The organism is Cupriavidus sp. D39, from assembly GCF_026627925.1.
In the GTDB taxonomy this organism is placed as follows: domain Bacteria; phylum Pseudomonadota; class Gammaproteobacteria; order Burkholderiales; family Burkholderiaceae; genus Cupriavidus; species Cupriavidus ulmosensis.
Genome location: NZ_JAPNLE010000009.1, coordinates 1,226,090 through 1,243,323, shown reverse-complemented (window position 1 = coordinate 1,243,323; position 17,234 = coordinate 1,226,090). Strand labels below are relative to the sequence as shown.

The 17,234-nt window shown below is 66.7% G+C and carries 15 protein-coding genes and 1 pseudogene; 5 read left to right on the top strand and 11 right to left on the bottom strand.

The window, feature by feature from the left end:
- Positions 1-18: 18 nt before the first annotated feature.
- Positions 19-297, bottom strand: coding sequence for a DUF1289 domain-containing protein (locus tag OMK73_RS17640; RefSeq protein ID WP_400093057.1), 279 nt, complete (start codon positions 295-297; stop codon positions 19-21).
- A 154-nt stretch (positions 298-451) separates the two neighbouring features.
- Here OMK73_RS17640 and OMK73_RS17635 point away from each other — a divergent pair, with 154 nt between their 5' ends.
- Positions 452-928, top strand: a complete 477-nt coding sequence (locus OMK73_RS17635; RefSeq protein ID WP_267603181.1) for a PaaI family thioesterase — start codon at positions 452-454, stop codon at positions 926-928.
- Positions 929-1,091: 163 nt separating this feature from the next.
- On the opposite strand, the gene OMK73_RS17630 is transcribed toward OMK73_RS17635, so the two are convergent.
- Complete coding sequence (locus OMK73_RS17630) at positions 1,092-1,694, bottom strand: TetR/AcrR family transcriptional regulator (RefSeq protein WP_267603179.1); 603 nt, start codon at positions 1,692-1,694, stop codon at positions 1,092-1,094.
- Positions 1,695-1,814: 120 nt separating this feature from the next.
- Here OMK73_RS17630 and OMK73_RS17625 point away from each other — a divergent pair, with 120 nt between their 5' ends.
- On the top strand, positions 1,815-2,252 hold the full coding sequence (locus tag OMK73_RS17625; protein ID WP_267603177.1) for a PaaI family thioesterase: 438 nt from the start codon (positions 1,815-1,817) through the stop codon (positions 2,250-2,252).
- A 36-nt stretch (positions 2,253-2,288) separates the two neighbouring features.
- Positions 2,289-2,792, top strand: coding sequence for a PaaI family thioesterase (locus OMK73_RS17620; RefSeq protein WP_267603175.1), 504 nt, complete (start codon positions 2,289-2,291; stop codon positions 2,790-2,792).
- A gap of 323 nt (positions 2,793-3,115) precedes the next feature.
- Here the strand turns inward: OMK73_RS17620 and prpF are convergent, their stop codons facing one another.
- The 4 genes and pseudogenes from prpF to prpB form a co-directional block, all read right to left on the bottom strand.
- Complete coding sequence (gene prpF, locus OMK73_RS17615; protein WP_267603174.1) at positions 3,116-4,306, bottom strand: 2-methylaconitate cis-trans isomerase PrpF; 1,191 nt, start codon at positions 4,304-4,306, stop codon at positions 3,116-3,118.
- Between the two features lie 80 nt (positions 4,307-4,386).
- A pseudogene (gene acnD / locus OMK73_RS17610) lies at positions 4,387-6,983 on the bottom strand (Fe/S-dependent 2-methylisocitrate dehydratase AcnD).
- Positions 6,984-7,098: 115 nt separating this feature from the next.
- On the bottom strand, positions 7,099-8,256 hold the full coding sequence (gene prpC, locus OMK73_RS17605) for a bifunctional 2-methylcitrate synthase/citrate synthase (protein WP_267603173.1): 1,158 nt from the start codon (positions 8,254-8,256) through the stop codon (positions 7,099-7,101).
- Positions 8,257-8,313: 57 nt separating this feature from the next.
- Entirely contained in the window at positions 8,314-9,222 is a 909-nt protein-coding gene (prpB, locus tag OMK73_RS17600) for a methylisocitrate lyase (RefSeq protein ID WP_267603172.1), read from the bottom strand.
- Positions 9,223-9,508: 286 nt separating this feature from the next.
- Between prpB and prpR the strand changes: the two genes are divergently transcribed.
- Positions 9,509-11,524, top strand: coding sequence for a propionate catabolism operon regulatory protein PrpR (prpR, locus tag OMK73_RS17595; protein WP_267603171.1), 2,016 nt, complete (start codon positions 9,509-9,511; stop codon positions 11,522-11,524).
- Between the two features lie 6 nt (positions 11,525-11,530).
- Here prpR and OMK73_RS17590 read toward each other — a convergent pair whose 3' ends face one another.
- Positions 11,531-12,541 (bottom strand): cysteine synthase A, encoded by a 1,011-nt coding sequence (locus OMK73_RS17590; protein WP_267603170.1) that lies wholly within the window; start codon positions 12,539-12,541, stop codon positions 11,531-11,533.
- Positions 12,542-12,706: 165 nt separating this feature from the next.
- Positions 12,707-13,000, bottom strand: a complete 294-nt coding sequence (locus tag OMK73_RS17585) for a putative quinol monooxygenase (RefSeq protein WP_006160712.1) — start codon at positions 12,998-13,000, stop codon at positions 12,707-12,709.
- A 264-nt stretch (positions 13,001-13,264) separates the two neighbouring features.
- Here OMK73_RS17585 and OMK73_RS17580 point away from each other — a divergent pair, with 264 nt between their 5' ends.
- Complete coding sequence (locus tag OMK73_RS17580) at positions 13,265-13,684, top strand: RidA family protein (protein WP_267603167.1); 420 nt, start codon at positions 13,265-13,267, stop codon at positions 13,682-13,684.
- Positions 13,685-13,701: 17 nt separating this feature from the next.
- On the opposite strand, the gene OMK73_RS17575 is transcribed toward OMK73_RS17580, so the two are convergent.
- The 3 genes from OMK73_RS17575 to OMK73_RS17565 are packed head-to-tail and all read right to left on the bottom strand — an operon-like array spanning position 13,702 to position 17,232.
- The gene (locus tag OMK73_RS17575) at positions 13,702-15,162 is read right to left on the bottom strand and encodes an N-acyl-D-amino-acid deacylase family protein (RefSeq protein ID WP_267603166.1); all 1,461 of its coding nucleotides are present in this window, start codon (positions 15,160-15,162) and stop codon (positions 13,702-13,704) included.
- 31 nt (positions 15,163-15,193) lie between these two features.
- Complete coding sequence (locus tag OMK73_RS17570; protein WP_267603165.1) at positions 15,194-16,186, bottom strand: ABC transporter ATP-binding protein; 993 nt, start codon at positions 16,184-16,186, stop codon at positions 15,194-15,196.
- Positions 16,183-17,232, bottom strand: coding sequence for an ABC transporter ATP-binding protein (locus OMK73_RS17565; protein ID WP_267603163.1), 1,050 nt, complete (start codon positions 17,230-17,232; stop codon positions 16,183-16,185). The genes OMK73_RS17570 and OMK73_RS17565 overlap by 4 nt, the downstream gene beginning before the upstream one ends.
- Positions 17,233-17,234 lie beyond the last annotated feature (2 nt).

Below are 17,234 nucleotides of genomic sequence, written 5' to 3'. Positions count from 1 at the left end.
CACCGAGGGAAGGGAGAATCAGCCCTGGCGGAAGCGCTTGCCCTTGCCCTCGCGCGTGATGCGCTCCCACACCACCTGCTTTTCCGCATCGTCCATGAAGACCCAGTTGCTGACTTCCATCGCGCTGCGGCCGCAACCCTGGCAAATCTCGTCGAACAAGGTCGAGCAGATGCCGATGCACGGGCTGTCCGGGCGGTCGAACAGGCTTTCGTCGCCGCGGGGTTGGCCTGGCTGTGACTCCGGCTGCCCACTGGATTGCTGGGCGGATTGGCTGGGGTCTTGCGGGTTTGACGGCATGCGGCTGGGTGGCGGGACGGATGGGCGCCCATTATAAACGGGTGGATGGGCCGGTCTTGGCTGCCAGCCGATTACCTGCAAGGTTATTGAGCCGCTCCGCCGGTGCGCATAAGCTGGAGCGAGCCTGAACTACCGATCACCCTGAGGAGCCCCCATGCTGTCCCTGATCCCCGCCTTGTCCAGCGCTGCAAGCACCGCCGCCTCGCCGCCTATCGATTCGCGCATCCGCCACACCGTGGAGCAGGTGCTGATGGGCTCGCCCGTGGCGCGTGCCTTGGGCATTGCGCTGGATGTGCTGGCCGTGGACCAGGTGGAGCTGCTGCTGCCCTTCAGCGCGGCCAACGTGACGGTTGGCGAGATCGTGCACGGCGGCGTGATCGCCACCCTGATCGACGTCGCGGGCGCGGCGGCTGCGGCTTCGGGCGCCGATGCAGATAAGCTGCGCGGCGGCGCCACCAGTTCGCTGAACATCCAGTATCTCGAAGCGGCCCGCGCGGCCGACCTGCGCGCCGTCGCCAACGTGGTGAGGCGAGGGCGCCGCCAGGTGGTGACCGAGGTCTCGGTCTACGCGGAAGGGGAGAACCAGGTCGAACTGGTGGCCAAGGCCTTGATGAGCAGTGCTTTGTTCTGAGAGAGGGGACGGGATCCTGACGCCACCGGCCCTTGCGCGACGATGGCCTGGAAGCACGCCCCGACCTTGTCATTGAGGGTCACGTTGGAGGCCCTCACGTTCGCAATGTTGAAATTCTGGATCGCATCCTTGGCGAGGGCCACCTATGAACGTGCGCACTCAGTCAGCCAAGCTGGTCCTGGACTATGTTCAGCGGCTCGGCATCGAGCTGCCGCGCCAGTTCATCCACCGCCCGCCGGATCGGTTGCCCGCTCTTGGCCACCTTGGCGAGCGTCAGCGCCCCTTGCCAGCCGCAGATCACCAGGCCGGCGAGTTCGGTGGCGCGCGCCCGCGGAATTCCATGCGCGGCGAAGGCGTCGGCAAGCACAGCCTCCCAGGCGGCAAACGCCGCGTTGCCGGCCGCTGCGACGCCCTCGGCTTCGGGAGCGATTTCCAGCAGGATGGTCGAGATCGGGCAGCCGTCGCGGTAATCGGACTGCGCCATCCACCCGGCCATCAACACCCCATAAGCGCGCACGATCGCCCCGGGCGACTCATGCTCGGCGCATAGCTGCGCGAGCGTCGTACGCACCAGTTCCCCGGCGTACGCGATGACTTCCTCGGCGATCTGCTCCTTACCTCGCGGGAAGTAGTGATAGAGCGAGCCTTTCGGCGCACCGCTCAGTGCGACGATGTCGTTGGTGCCGCTGGCGGCATAGCCGTAGCGGCGAAAGAGCACGGCGGCGGAGCGGATGATCTTGTCCCGGTGCTTGGCTTGAGCGGCCATGTGACGAAGTCCTCGGTTGTTGGAGGGGTTGTTATCCCTCGAGAATTATATAGACTGGTCTACATTAAAAATAGTGGTGGGGCAATCGCAGCCTCACCGATCCGACCAGGAGACACCACGATGACCAGCCCCACGGCCGAGCATGCCGCACTTCCCGCCGATCTTCCGCCCGGCTTTGCGCCGCATTTTCGCCATAGTCCGCTGACCGACCCTTGGGAGCCGTTGTACTCGAAACGCTCGGACCAGGCCATCGTGCTGGCGGTGAAGCTCGCCCAGGCCCACACCAATGCGCGCGGCTTTGCCCATGGCGGGCTGATCACGGCCCTGGCGGACAACGCCATGGGGCTGTCGTGCGGCATGCAGTTCGCCGAGCCGCGCAGCCTGGTCACCGTGAACCTGTCGATCGACTTCCTCGGCGTGGCACGGATCGGGCAGTGGCTGCTGTTCGAAACGTCGTTCACCAAGGTCGGCGGGACGCTGTGCTTTGCCCAGGCTTTCGTCACCGCCGACGGCGTGGCTTGCGCCAGGGCCAACGCGACCTTCCGGGCCATGCAGTGAGTTTTTCCTTGGATCTCAACCAGGCAGGGTAATGCAATGACAGCAAATACGAACAGCACCAACGCGACGACCAACGCGACCACCAGCGCGACCACCAAGAGCGCCTATTCGCTGGACGCGGTCAAGCGCGTCAACCAGACCGCCGCATTCAACCGGTGGCTCGGCTTCGAGGTAATCCGCGCGGAGGGCGGAGCGGCGGAGCTTCGCATGGCCTGGCATGACCAAGCCACGCAATACGCGGGATTCCTCCATGCGGGCGTGATCGGCGCCCTGGTCGATACCGCCTGCGGTTTCGCGGCCACCACGGTGGCGGGGCCGGTGATGGCATCCCACTATTCGGTGAACTGCATGGCGCCGGCCGTGGGGCAGGCATTCGTGGCGCGGGCCAGCGTGACCAAGGCGGGCAAGCGGCAGGTGTTTGCGAGGGCGGAAGTGTTCGCCGAGCAGTCCGGCGGCGAACTCCGGCTGGTGGCATCGGGCGAGGTCATCCTCGTGCCTGTCGATGCACAGACCCCCAAGCCACCTGTGCCGCACGACTGAGATCCCTGGCTTGAAATCACTAACGCAATTAACCGCCAAGCATTTGCACCTTACGACCAAACCAGTGCCATCTCGCGCGATCCCGCAACTCCGGCCGCACTCGGCTTCGGCGGGCCAGGCGAGCCTGCAGGGCGAGAGGTAAGGCTTGAATGGAAAATGGCAGTCCGCTCGCTACGCGAGCCGACTGCCATTCACACGGCGAGGCCAAGCCGCGAGAGACCTGTCCGGTGCGCCGATAGTGGTAGCTCCGGGATACTCCCGGTAGCGGGCGCCGTGGCCGGCCCCGCACCGGGGTGAAATCCAGGCCGCGGCGTCAGCCGGCCTCAGAACGCGTCGCCGGGCACGCGCACCCATCCTTCCATCAGCACCCGGGCGCTGCGGCTCGCGATGGCCTTGGTCACGGTCCATTCGCCGTCGACCTGGTTGGCTTCGGCTCCCACCCGCAAGGTGCCCGAGGGATGGCCGAAACGCACGGCGTTGCGCTCGCCGCCGCCGGCGGCCAGGTTCACCAGCGTGCCGGTGATTGCCGCCGCGGTGCCGATGGCGACGGCGGCCGTGCCCATCATGGCGTGATGCAGCTTGCCCATGGACAAGGCGCGCACGAGCAGGTCGACGTCGCCGGCGGCAACCTGCTTGCCACTGGAGGCCACGTAGCCGGCCGGCTTGGCGACAAAGGCGACCTTCGGCGTGTGTTGCCGCGTGGCGGCCTCATCGGTATGTTTGATCAGGCCCATGCGCACCGCGCCGTGGGCGCGGATGGTCTCGAACATCGCCAAGGCCTTGGCGTCGCCGTTGATGGCGTCCTGCAGCTCGGTGCCCTTGTAGCCAATGGCTTCCGCGTTGAGGAAGATGGTCGGGATGCCGGCATTGATCATGGTGGCCTTGAGCGTGCCGACGCCCGGCACCTCGAGATCGTCCACCAGGTTGCCGGTGGGGAACATGGCGCCGCCGGCGCCGTCTTCCTCGGCCGCCGGGTCCATGAACTCAAGCTGCACTTCGGCGGCGGGGAAGGTCACGCCATCGAGCTCGAAGTCGCCGGTTTCCTGCACGGCGCCATTGGTGATGGGTACGTGCCCGATGATGGTCTTGCCGATATTGGCCTGCCAGATGCGCACGATGGCCACGCCGTTGTGCGGGATGCGGCTGGGGTCGACCAGCCCGGCACTGATGGCGAAGGGGCCGACGGCGGCGGAGAGGTTGCCGCAGTTGCCGCTCCAGTCGACAAAGGGCTGGTCGATGGAGACCTGGCCGAACAGGTAATCGACGTCGTGATCGGGCTTGCTGCTTTTGGCGAGGATGACCGTCTTGCTGGTACTCGAGGTCGCGGCGCCCATGCCGTCGATCTGCTTGCCGTAAGGGTCCGGGCTGCCGATCACGCGCATCAGCAGCGCATCGCGGGCCGCGCCCGGTACCTGCGCGGCTTCGGGCAAATCCTGCAGGCGGAAGAATACGCCTTTGCTGGTGCCGCCACGGATGTAGGTGGCGGGGATCTTGATCTGGGGTACGTGGGCCATGGAGTTCTTGTCCTGATGAAACCGGGCGGTACGTTGCCGTACCGCCCGAACACGTTGCTGGTCGATGCGCCTGCGCGCGCTTAGGCAGCGGCCTTCGACGACTCGAGGAAGTCCTGCGCAAAACGCTGCAGCACGCCACCAGCCTCGTAGATCGACACTTCTTCGGCGGTGTCGAGGCGGCAGGTCACCGGCACTTCCACGCGCTCGCCGTTCTTGCGATGGATCACCAGGGTGAGATCGCAGCGCGGCGTGCGCTCGCCAATCACGTCGTAAGTCTCGGTGCCGTCGATGCCCAGCGTGGTGCGGTTCACGCCAGGCTTGAACTCCAGCGGCAGCACGCCCATGCCAACCAGGTTGGTGCGGTGGATGCGCTCGAAGCCTTCGGCGGCAATGGCTTCCACGCCGGCCAGGCGCACGCCCTTGGCGGCCCAGTCGCGCGAGGAGCCCTGGCCGTAGTCGGCGCCGGCAATCACGATCAGCGGCTGCTTGCGGGCCATATAGGTCTCGATGGCTTCCCACATGCGGGTGACCTTGCCCTCCGGCTCGACACGGGCGAGCGAGCCCGGCTTGACCTTGCCGTCCACCACCACCATTTCGTTCTTCAGGGTGGGGTTGGCAAACGTGGCGCGCTGCGCGGTCAGGTGGTCGCCGCGGTGGGTTGCGTAGGAGCTTGAAGTCTTCCTCCGGCAGGCCCATCTTGGCCAGGTACTCGCCGGCTGCGCTGTCGAGCATGATGGCGTTGGACGGCGACAGGTGGTCGGTGGTGATGTTGTCGCCGAGCACGGCCAGGGGCCGCATGCCCGTGAGCGCGCGTTCGCCGGCCAAGGCGCCTTCCCAGTAGGGCGGGCGGCGGATGTAGGTGCTCATCTCGCGCCAGTCGTACAGCGGGTTGGCCTGCTCGCCGGTGTCGGCGGTCACGGCGAACATCGGCTCGTAGACCTTGCGGAACTGCGCCGGCTTCACGCTGGCGGCAACCACCGCGTCGATCTCTTCATCGGACGGCCAGATGTCCTTCAGCGTCACTGGCTTGCCATCGGCGTCGGTGCCCAGCACGTCCTTCTCGATATCGAAGCGGATGGTGCCGGCGATGGCGTAGGCCACCACCAGCGGCGGCGAGGCCAGGAAGGCCTGCTTGGCATACGGGTGGATGCGGCCGTCGAAGTTACGGTTGCCGGACAGCACGGCGGTGGCGTACAGGTCGCGCTCCACGACTTCCTTCTGGATCACCGGATCCAGCGCGCCGGACATGCCGTTGCAGGAGGTGCAGGCATAGGCCACCACGCCAAAGCCCAGCTGCTCCAGCTCCGACATCAGGTTGGCTTCTTCCAGGTAGAGCGTGACCGCCTTGGAACCCGGCGCCAGCGAGCTCTTCACCCAGGGCTTGCGGGTGAGGCCGAGCTTGTTGGCGTTGCGCGCCAGCAGGCCGGCAGCCACCATGTTGCGCGGGTTGTTGGTGTTGGTGCAGCTGGTGACGGCGGCGATGATCACGGCGCCGTCCGGCATCAGGCCGGGCTCGTTCTCGACCTTGCCGCTGATGCCGCGCGCGGCCAGCTCGGAGGTCGGCACGCGCTTGTGCGGGTTGGACGGGCCGGCGATGTTGCGCACCACCGTGGACAGGTCGAACCTGAGCACGCGCGGGTACTCGGCGTGCTTCAGGCTGTCCGCCCAGAGGCCGGCTTCCTTGGCATAGGTTTCCACCAGCTTGACCAGTGCATCGTCGCGGCCGGTGAGCTTGAGGTACTTGATGGTCTGCTCGTCGATGTAGAACATCGCGGCGGTGGAGCCGAACTCCGGCGCCATGTTGGAGATGGTGGCGCGGTCGCCCAGCGTCAGGTGGGCGGTGCCTTCGCCGAAGAATTCGAGGTAGGACGACACGACCTTTTCCTTGCGCAGGAATTCGGTCAGGGCCAGCACGGTGTCCGTCGCGGTGATGCCCGGCTGCGGCTTGCCGGTGAGTTCCACGCCGATGATGTCCGGCAGGCGCATCCACGAGGCGCGGCCCAGCATCACGCTTTCGGCTTCCAGGCCGCCCACGCCGATGGCGATCACGCCCAGCGCGTCCACCATCGGGGTGTGGGAGTCGGTGCCGACCAGCGTGTCGGGGAAGGCCACGCCGTCTTTGACCTGCACCACCGGGCTCATGCGCTCGAGGTTGATCTGGTGCAGGATGCCGTTGCCAGGCGGAATCACGTCGACGTTCTTGAACGCCTTCTTGGTCCAGTTGATGAAGTCGAAGCGGTCTTCGTTGCGACGGTCTTCGATGGCGCGGTTCTTCTCGAATGCGTCGGGATCGAATCCACCGCACTCGACGGCCAGCGAGTGGTCCACCACCAGTTGCGTCGGCACGACCGGGTTGACCAGGACCGGGTCTCCACCCTGGGCGGCGATGGCATCGCGCAGCCCGGCGAGGTCGACCAGCGCGGTCTGGCCCAGGATGTCATGGCAAACCACGCGGGCCGGGAACCAGGGAAATCCAGCTCCTGCTTGCGCTCGATGATCTGCTTGAGCGAAGCGGTCAGCGTGGCGGGTCGCAGCGGCGCACGAGGTTCTCGGCCAGCACGCGCGACGTGTAGGGCAGCTTGTCATAGGCGCCCGGCTGGATCGCCTCGACCGCGGCGCGCGTGTCGAAGAAATCCAGCTGGGTACCGGGCAGCGGTTTGCGGTTTGCAGTGTTCATTTTGTAGGGAAGAAATAAAGTAACGATCAGGGGTAGTGGCCGCACCTTGCGACCAGCTACCCCTCTCCCACGGGCGATGCAGGGGAGCAAACCGGCATCCGGCTAGATGGCTAGATTACTTGCGATCCTTGATCGGCACGAACTTCAGGTTCTCCGGACCCGTGTAGTTGGCGCTGGGGCGGATGATCTTGTTGTCGATGCGTTGCTCGATGATGTGCGCTGCCCAGCCCGAGGTGCGCGAGATCACGAACAGCGGGGTGAACATGACGGTCGGCACGCCCATCATGTGATAGCTCACCGCGCTGAACCAGTCGAGGTTGGCGAACATCTTCTTGCCATCCTGCATGGTGGCTTCAATGCGATCGGCAATGTCGAACATCTTCATCGAGCCGGTATCCTTGGACAGGCGGCGCGCCACTTCCTTGATCACCTGGTTGCGCGGGTCGGAAACCGTGTACACCGGGTGGCCGAAACCGATCACCACTTCCTTGTTTTCCACGCGGCGCGAGATGTCGATGTGCGCCTCGTCCGGGCTGTCGTAGCGCTTCTGGATCTCGAACGCCACTTCGTTGGCGCCGCCGTGCTTGGGGCCGCGCAGCGCGCCGATGGCGCCGCAGATCGACGAGTACATGTCCGAGCCCGTGCCGGCGATCACGCGCCCGGCGAAGGTGGAGGCGTTGAACTCGTGCTCGGCGTACAGGTTGAGCGAGGTCTGCATGGCGCGTTCCCACAGCGCCGAGGGCTTCTGGCCGTGCAGCAGGTGCAGGAAGTGCGCGCCGATGGTGTCGTCGTCGGTCTCCACCTCGATGCGGCGGCCATTGTGGCTGTAGTGATACCAGTACAGCAGCATCGAGCCCAGGCTGGCCATCAGGCGGTCGGCGATGTCGCGCGCACCGGGGGTGTTGTGGTCGTCCTTTTCCGGCAGCACGGTGCCGAGCACGGACACGCCGGTGCGCATCACGTCCATCGGGTGGGCGCTGGCGGGCACCCATTCGAGGGCGGCCTTGACGTTGGCGGGCAGGCCGCGCAGGGCCTTGAGCTTGGCCTTGTAGGCGGCCAGTTCGGCGCGGGTGGGAAGCTTGCCGTGCACCAGCAGGTGGGCAATTTCCTCGAATTCGCAGGTCTCGGCGATGTCGAGGATGTCGTAGCCGCGGTAGTGCAGGTCGTTACCGGTGCGGCCGACCGTGCACAGCGCGGTATTGCCGGCGGTAACGCCAGACAGGGCGACGGACTTCTTCGGCTTCGGGGCGGCTAGCGGTTGCGCTTCGGACATGGGGGAGTCTCCTTGGGGTTGCTGTGCTCGTGTGCTGTTCGTGTGCTGCTGGTGTGCTTACTTGGCCTTGCCCTGGGCGAACAGGGCATCCAGTTTTTGTTCGTACGCGTGATAGCCGATGCTCTCGTACAGTTCGGCGCGCGTCTGCATGGTGTCGACCACGTTCTGCTGCGTGCCGTCGCGGCGGATGGCAGCGTACACGTTTTCGGCAGCCTTGTTCATGGCGCGGAAGGCGGACAGCGGGTAGAGGACCATCGACACGCCGGCACCACCCAGTTCCTCGGTGGTGAACAGCGGCGTAGCGCCGAATTCGGTGATGTTTGCCAGCACCGGCACCTTCACGGCGTCGACGAACTTGCGGTACATGGCCAGGTCGGTCATGGCTTCCGGGAAGATGGCGTCGGCGCCGGCTTCCACGCAGGCCACGGCGCGTTCGATGGCCTTGTCCAGGCCTTCTACGGCCAGCGCGTCGGTGCGGGCCATGATGACGAAGTTCTCATCGGTGCGGGCATCGACCGCTGCCTTGATACGGTCGACCATTTCGCCTTGCGAGACGATCTCCTTGCCCGGGCGGTGGCCGCAGCGCTTGGCGCCGACCTGGTCTTCGATGTGCATCGCACCGGCGCCGAACTTGATCAGCGACTTGGTGGTGCGCGCCACGTTGAAGGCCGAGGCGCCGAAGCCGGTGTCGACGTCGACCAGCAGCGGCACGTCGCACACGTCGGTGATGCGGCGGATGTCGGTCAGCACGTCGTCCAGGTTGGAGATGCCCAGGTCAGGCAGGCCGAGTGAGCCCGCGGCCACGCCGCCACCCGACAGGTAGATCGCGCGGTAGCCCGCGCGCTTGGCCAGCAGGGCATGGTTGGCATTGATCGTGCCGACGACCTGCAGGGGATGCTCGTCGGCCAGGGCCTGGCGAAAGCGGGCGCCGGCGGAGCGGGCGAGGTCGGAAGTGGAGAAGGTCATGATCATCGCTTTAGGAGTGGACGGCTGATAACCGCAAGGGGTGTGCCAGCCTGTTTTGGCCGTGCATCGGGCCGCGCGGAGGATGGGGCGCGTCGGGCAGGTGCCCTTGCCAGGCTTGGGCTGGCGGCGGTTCCTGCGGCTTCGTGCCTGGCGCTGCGTTGCATCCCGGGTATGTGATGAATTTCAAATGTGAAAGCATTGTATTTCAATATTGAAATGCAATCCGCATTGGCGCACAATCTCCAGGTTAGCGCCTTCCGGCGTATCTGCAGCGTTTTCCGTCTCCATGCAATCCGGCATCCTCCCGCCCATCACCCCTTCCGCCACCGCCACGCCGGCCCGCCCGCGGATCTGGGCCATTGGCATCAGCCGCCTGTCTCGCGCCTTTGCCGACCTGATCCCGGCCTACGCCGCGCAGGCCGAGTTCCGCATCGTGGGCAAAGGCTACGCGGCCGCTGCGAGCGCCGTCGCCCGCGAAGCGCGCGAGGGCAGGCTCGATGCCGTGGTGGCGGGTGGCTCAAACGGCGCCTACCTGCGCCAGCACGTGGACGTGCCCGTGGTGCTGGTCAAGGTGACGGGGTTCGATGTGATGAGCGCGCTGGCAACGGCGCGGCGCATCTCGCCCCGGGTGGCGCTGGTGACCCATGCTGCCACCTATCCCGAGGTGGACGAATTCGTCCGGACGTTTTCGCTGTCCATCCCGGCCTACACCTACCTGACCGAGGATGACGCCGCGGCCCGCGTCAAGGCGCTCAAGCAGGAGGGCGTGCAGGTGGTGGTCGGGCCCGGCCTGGTGACCGACCTGGCCGACAAGATCGGCTTGATCGGCGTGTTCCTGTATTCCGGCAATTCCGTGCGCGGCGCGCTGGAGGACGTGATTGAAGCCGCGCGGCTGCGTCGCATCGAGTCCGGCCGGCGCGACTACGTCAACACCATCCTGGCGCACCTGAACGAAGGCGTGGCCGCGGTCGACGCGGAAGGGCGCATCCAGACCTACAACCCCGCCATGGAGCGTTTTCTTGGCACGGCGCCGGCCGCCGCGCTGGGCCGCAAGCTGCAAGCGCTGGCCCCCGCGCTGTCGCTCGATGGCGTGATGCAGAGCGGCAGCAAGGAACTCGAAGCCATTCACAAGCTTGGCGACAAGATGGTGGTGGTCAACCGCATCCCCATCGTCACCGAGAGCGGCGCCACCGGCGCCGTGCTGACGCTGCAGGATGCCAATGCCATCCATCGGGTCGACCGCAACCTGCGCTCGCGCAGCCGCGCGCGGCCGGCCGGCGTGCGCTACAGCCTGGACGACCTCGCCGGCGCCTCACCTGCGATGCATCACCTGCGCGAACTGGCGCGGCGCTACGCGGCGGTGGATTCCACCGTGCTGGTGGGCGGCGAAAGCGGCACCGGCAAGGAGGTGCTGGCCCAGGGCATGCACGACGCCAGCCCGCGCCGCGTATTCCCGTTCGTGGCGGTCAATTGCGCGGCGTTCCCGGAGACCCTGCTGGAAAGCGAGCTGTTCGGCTACGAAGAGGGCGCCTTTACCGGTGCGCGCCGCGGCGGCAAGGCCGGCCTGTTCGAGTCCGCCCACAACGGCACGCTGTTCCTTGATGAGGTGGGCGACATGCCGCCCGCGTTGCAGACGCGCTTGCTGCGCGTGCTGCAGGAAAAGCAGGTGTTGCCGATTGGTGGGCTGGACGCCGTCCCCGTCAACGTCCGCGTCATTGCCGCAACGCACCGCAACCTCGGTGAACTCGTGCGGCAGGGCAGCTTCCGCCAGGATCTCTATTACCGCCTCAATATCCTGCGCATCGAGATGCCGCCGCTGCGGGAGCGCGCCGGCGACCTGCCGGAACTGGCCGAACTGCTGTACCGGCGTGCCCAGGAGCGTCTGGGCACGCCGGTGCCGCAGCCGCTGCCGCAGGCGGTGCGGGCAAGGCTGTCGGGCTATGCGTGGCCGGGCAATATCCGCGAACTGGAAAATGTGACGGAGCGCATCGCGGTGCTGGTGGCAGGGCGCAAGCTGGCGCCGGCGGACCTGCTCGAGGAATTGCATGCGGCAGCGCCAGAGTTGTTTGGCACGCAGGCGCAGGGCGATCCTGCGCCATCGGCTGGCGGCGTGCGCAAAGCGGCGGGGAGTGGCGACGGCGACGCGACAGACGCCGGCTCGCTCGCGGGCGTGGCACGCGCCAGCCAGGCTGAGCATATCCGCCGCGTGCTGGCGGAATGCGGCGGCAACCGCGCCGCCGCCTGTCACCAGTTGGGCATCAGCGCCACCACCTTGTGGCGGCGCTTGAAAGAGGCTACGTAGCCAGTCTCATTGCCGTGCCACCCCACCAGGTACCGGCACATGCGGCGTCAGGCCCTTGGCCGCCAGCCAGGCCGAATTGAACAGGCGCCCGGCATACAGGTCGCCGCGGTCGCTCAGCAGGGTGACGATCGTGTGGCCCGGCCCCATCTCGCGTGCGAGCCATGCCGCCGCCGCCACGTTGATGCCGGACGAGCCGCCCACCCATAAGCCTTCCTCGCGCAGCAGCCGGTAAACCATGTCGACGCAGGCCTGGTCGTCGATCTGCACCGCATCGTCGATCGGCGTGTCCGCCAGGTTGGCCGTGACGCGGCTCGAGCCGATGCCCTCGGTGATGGAGTTGCCCTCTACCTTGATCGCGCGGTGCTTGACGAAGTGATACAGCCCGCTGCCATGCGGGTCAGCCAGCACGATGCGCACAGGCGGGTTGCGCTCTTTCTCTTTCAGGAAGCGCGCGACGCCCGCCAGCGTGCCGCCCGTGCCGGTGGCGCAGACGAAGGCGTCGACCTTGCCGGCGGTGTCATGCCAGATCTCCGGGCCGGTGGTTTCGTAATGGGCCTGGCGGTTGGCGAGATTATCGAACTGGTTGGCCCAGATGGCGTTTTCCGTCTCCTCGGCCAGGCGCCCGGCCACTTTCTGGTAGTTGTTGGGGTCGGCGTAGGGTGCGGCCGGTACCGGGCGCACCTCGGCGCCGAGCAGGCGCAGGCGTTCCATTTTCTCCGGTGACTGGGTGTCGGGGATGACCACGATGCAGCGGTAGCCGCGCGCGGCGCAGATATGCGCCAGGCCGATGCCGGTATTGCCGGCGGTGCCTTCCACTACGGTCCCGCCAGGCTTGAGCACGCCGCGCCGCTCGGCGTCGCGGATGATGTAGAGCGCCGCCCGGTCCTTGACCGAGCCGCCCGGATTCAGGAACTCGGCCTTACCGAGGATTTCGCAACCGGTCTCCTCACTCAGGCCTGCCAGCCGGACCAGCGGCGTATGGCCGATGGTGCCGACGAAACCATCCTTGACGTCCATGATGCACTCCGGGTGTTGCGCCCCGTATCCGCTGGAGCGTCACTCAAAGTGATAGATCGGTGTTGGGGGAATGACAAGCGGGTGGGAGCCCTGAGTCGGGAAAGGCTCGGCTTTCGCTGTAAAAGCGTATTTTGACGTACTTCTTGACCACGGCCGGGGCGGCCGTCAGGCAGCGTTCAACCACCGGAAATTGATATCCCCCTCCAGGAACTCCTGCCGGGTGGCGTGAAAGTCACGCACATACTCGCTGTTGAGGTGCGATTCAAGCGCGTGCCTGGAATTCCATTCCATGTAGAGCACGAACACCTCGGCATCCTCGGCGTCTTCCCCCACGTGGTAGCGCAGGCAGCCGGGTTCCATGGCGCCGCGCAGGCGCAGCGCGGCCAGCTTGGCGACCAGGACCTCACGGCGGTGAGCCTTGGCGCGCGCGATTCCGACAAGCGTGTACGTTGTGGACATGGTGTGAACGGCAAGCGAGTGGCGGGCCATTGTAGCCGTGCAGCCGCGCCTTGGGACGAATGCCCGAGGGCGTTGGCTGGATATTCGGGCGGGTTGACAAGTCGGCCTGTGGGTGATGGCAGGGCAACAAGTGGTGTCGGCTACGTGGCAGCGCCAACGCATCAACGCTGCTGCGTGCCGTGGGCATAATGGGTCCGCAGCAGCCAGGCGCGCCAATCGGCATGTGCGTAGCTAAACTACAACAACTGTTGTCAAGGATGGGCAATGAGTCATATTGAGCGTCTTCGTCTTCCCGGGAATGAGCCTGCTTTCGGCAGCAACCGGGTATTCGACCTCTTCCAGTACGCCCCGGCGGTCACCGCGAACGGGCTGGCGTTCATCGCCGGTCAGGTCGGCATGCGCGCCGATGGCTCCATTGCGGAAACGCCCAAGGAGCAGATCGAACTGGCATTCGGGCGCCTGGAAGCCATTCTCGGGCATCTCGGGCTCGACTTTACCGACCTGGTGGAACTGGTGTCGTACCACGTGAATCTGGGCGAACAGCTTGCCGATTTCCGCGCCGTGAAGGAACGGTTCATCAAATCGGACTTTCCCGCGTGGACGATCCTGGGCGTGGCCGCGCTTGCCCGCCCGGAGCTCGTGATCGAGATCAAGGCGGTGGCGGCGGTCCGCAAGCAAGCGTAAGTATCGCGCTTTGCGCCTTATGGCGTGGCTTGCCGGGTGATGACCTGCCCGTTGCGCGCCCCGCTGTGCGCGCCGTGCTGCCACGTCACTGCACCGTTGACGATCACGGTGTCGATGCCTTCGGCCGGGCGGGTGGGGGTTTCGTAGCTGGCGGCATCGCGCACGTTTGCGGCATCGAAGATGACGATGTCGGCATGGTGGCCCACTTCGAGCGTACCGCGTTGATGCAGGCTGAAGTTGCGCGCCGTCAGGCCGGTCATCTTCCAGACCGCCGTCTCGAGCGGGAACAGGCCGATCTCGCGACAGTAGTGGCCCAGTACGCGGGGGAAGGTGCCCCACAGGCGCGGATGCGGGCTTTCGCCGACGGGAATGCCATCGGAGCCGATCATGGTTTCGTCGAAGGCGAGGATGCGCTGCACGTCGTTCTCGTCCATCAGGAAGTAGACCGCGCTGCCCGGCTGCAGGCGGCGCGCGGCTTCGTCCTTGGCCACGCCCCATTCCCTGGCGATGTCGTCCAGATCGCGGCCCGCGCATTCGGGGTGCGGCTGGCTGGTGGCGATCAGCACCCGGCCTTCGAGCATGCCGCGGTCCGTGCGGATCATGGTGGAACCCGCCGTGTACGGGTAGCAGTCGAGCGAGACGCACTGGTGCTTCATGGTCTCGCGGATGAAGGGCAGCGTGACCTGGCTCCTGCCGAAGTTCGCCGTGTTCTGCAGCTTGTGGTGCGACACCACCACCGGCACGTCGAGCTCGCGGCCGATGCGGAAGGTCTCTTCGAGCGATTGCATGACTTGGTCGGACTCGTCGCGCATATGCGTGACGTAGAGCGCCTTGCGCGCGCTGAGCGGCCGGCAGACCTCGATGATTTCCTCGGTCGTAGCCTTGGCGGCGGGCGGGTAGAAGGTGCCCGTCGACAGGCCGATGGCGCCGGCCTGCATGGCTTCTTCGACCAGCGCCTGCATGGCAGCGATCTCGTCGGCGTTCGCTGGCCGGTCGAGCGCCGCCATGGTGACCGCGCGCAGCGTCGAATGGCCGACCATCGCTGCCACGTTGACCGAGCTTGGCGTGGCGCGCAGCGCATCCAGGTAGGCCGCGAAGGTGGTGAAGCGGCCCTCGGCCGGCGAATCGATCAGGCTCAGCGGCATGGGCAGGTCCATGTCGGCGCGCAGGGGCGCGGCGCTGACGCCGCAGTTGCCGGCGATCACGGTGGTCACGCCCTGGGAGATCTTGAAGGGCATGGCGGCTTGCGACAACACGGCTTGGTCGTCATGCGTGTGCGCATCGATGAAACCCGGGGCGACGATGCGGTCCCCGGCGTCGAGCGTGCGGTCGGCCGTGTGGCCTGCCAGGTTGCCGATCGCCGCGATGCGGCCGCCGCGCACGCCGATATCGGCGCCAAAGCGGGGTGCCTTGCTGCCGTCGATCACGGTACCGCCAACGATGAGCAGGTCGTAGTGCGTGGAAGTAGGGTCGGACATCGGATTCCTTTCTTGGGATGGAACGAGTCGGTTAGCGGAAATGGCAGGCCACCTGATGGCTGCCGGTGGTGGAAGGCCGTTCGGTGAGCGCGGGCGCCTGTTCCTTGCACACGGCCTGCGCCAGCGGGCAGCGCGTGTGAAAGCGGCAGCCAGGCGGCGGGTTGGCCGGACTGGGCGGATCGCCTTGCAACAACAGGCGCCGGGCCGGCGTGCGCGGGTTGGGCACGGGCACGGCGGACAGCAGGATCTCCGTGTACGGGTGGCGCGGCGCGCTGAACAAGGTGTCGCGCTCGGCCAGCTCGACGATCTGGCCCAGGTACATCACGGCGACCCGGTGGCTGATGTGGCGCACCACCGCCAGGTCGTGCGCGACGAACAGGTAGGCGATGCCGAACTCGGCCTGCAGGTCCATCAGCAGGTTGACCACCTGCGCCTGTACCGAGACGTCGAGCGCCGACACCGGTTCGTCGCAGACGATCAGCTTGGGGTTGAGCGCGAGCGCGCGCGCGATGCCCAGCCGCTGCCGCTGGCCGCCCGAGAATTCGTGCGGGAATTTCCTGACCGCCTCGGGCCGCAAGCCGACCTTGCTGAACAGCCACTGCACGCGTTCAGCGCGCTCGGCACGCGAATGCATGCCGAAATTGCGCAGCGGCTCGCTGACGATCTCGCCGGCCGTCACGCGCGGGCTTAGCGAAGCGTAGGGGTCCTGGAAGATGATCTGCAGATCGCGCCGGCGCAGCCGCATGGCGCTCGCGGGCAGGCCCAGCAGTTCCTCGCCGTCGAGCTGCACCGAGCCGGAGGTGGGCTCGACCAGGCGCAGCACCGACTTGGCGGTGGTGGTCTTGCCGCAGCCGGATTCGCCGACCAGCGAGAGCGTCTCGCCGCGCTCGACGGTGAAGGAGACGCCGTCCACCGCCTGGATAGGCGGCTTGCGCGGCGCCAGCCAGCGCTGCGGCGCGATGTAGTGCTTCTTGAGCCGGTCGACCTTGAGGAGAGGCGATGGCGTTGCGGTGGTGGTGCTCATGCGATGGCTTCCTGGGCTTGCGGGTTGCGCTCGATGCGGCCTTCCTCGATCGCGAAGCAGGCTACCGCATGGTCGCCGCCGTGGCGCGTGAGTTGCGGAGTCTCGCGCGCGCAGCGCGTGTCGGCATGCGGGCAGCGCGCCGCGAACGCGCAGCCGCGGCGCGCCTCCTGCGGCGATGGCACCAGGCCGGGGATTTCCGCGAGGCGCTGGCTGCTGGTGTTCATCGAGGGCATCGAGGCCATCAGCGCGCGGGTGTAGGGGTGCAGCGGGCGGTCGAACAGGTCGATGACGCCGGCTTCCTCGACCTTGCGCCCGGCGTACATCACGATCACGCGGTCGCAGCATTCCGCCACCACGCCGAGGTCGTGCGTGATCATCACCACGCCCATACCTAGCTCTTTCTGCAGGCGGCGGATCAGGTCCAGGATCTGGGCCTGGATGGTCACGTCGAGCGCGGTGGTGGGCTCGTCGGCGATCAGCACCTCGGGGTTGCAGGCCAGCGCCAGCGCGATCATCACGCGCTGGCGCATGCCGCCGGAGAGCTGGTGCGGGTATTCGTTGATGCGGCGCTCGGGCTCGGGGATCTGCACCAGCCTGAGCATTTCCACCGCGCGCTTGAGCGCATCGGCACGGCTTGCACCCTGGTGCAGCTGCACAGTCTCGGCAATCTGCCGGCCGATCGTGAGCACCGGGTTCAGCGAGGTCATCGGCTCCTGGAAGATCATGGACACGCGGTTGCCGCGGATGCGGCGCATCTCGCGCTCGCTGAGCTGCAGCAGGTCGGTGCCGCGCAGCCGCACGGCGCCGCGGATACGCGCCGGCGGCGTGGGCAGCAGCCGCATGATCGACAGCGCCGTCACGCTCTTGCCGCAGCCGGACTCGCCGACCACGCCAAGCGTCTGGCCGGCGCGCACGGTGTACGAGACACCGTTGACCGAGCGGGCCGGGCCGGTGAGCGTGTCGAAATGGGTGTGGAGGTCGTCTACTTCAAGCAGCGGCTCGCCGGTGGCCAGGGCAACGCGGGACATCGTCATCGTCGTCGTCATTG